At 69.6% G+C, this 516-nt stretch carries 1 protein-coding gene; it reads left to right on the top strand.

Features of this window, described 5'->3' with window-relative positions:
- Positions 1-516: hypothetical protein (locus CXQ92_RS18550; RefSeq protein ID WP_219815814.1), on the top strand; the 516-nt coding region annotated here is incomplete at both ends.

Here is a 516-nt window from a genome sequence, read left to right as displayed (position 1 = left end):
ACCGGCCGTCGCCGAAGGGCGGATCCGGGACGCCGACTCCCTCGCCGACTTCTGCCGGGGCCGCCTGCACACCGCCGGCCTCACCGCCGCCGCCCTCGGCACGGCGGACGACGACACCACTACCAACACCATACGCCTCCCGACCGACGGAGGATCAGCACAGCAGGCGCCGACGAAGAAGAAGCCGTGGAAGTGCTGCGACAACATCGAGCGGCTGCCGACGAAGACCAACCCGCCGCAGTGGCGCTGCAACGACGAGCTGGAGCCCAGCAAGTGCGTGGCACAGTGCGAGGTGTGCCAGGAGGCGCCGGGGCCATTCCCGGGCCCGCTCATCTGCAGCGACGTCTACTGGGGCGCCGACCCGGGCCCCTTGTGCACGCCGCGGCCATGGGGGAATTGCTGCGACAAGGCCTTCTGCAACAAGATGAACCCGCCGACCTGCCGCTGCATGGACGAGGTGAACAAGTGCGCCGCCGCGTGCAAGGATTGCCAGCGTGTGGAGTCGTCAGAGCCGCC

It is taken from the genome of Arthrobacter sp. SX1312 (assembly GCF_002929295.1).
Lineage (GTDB): Bacteria > Actinomycetota > Actinomycetes > Actinomycetales > Micrococcaceae > Arthrobacter_D.
The sequence above is the reverse complement of the archived record's forward strand: the minus strand, read 5'-3'. Positions and strand labels throughout refer to the sequence as shown.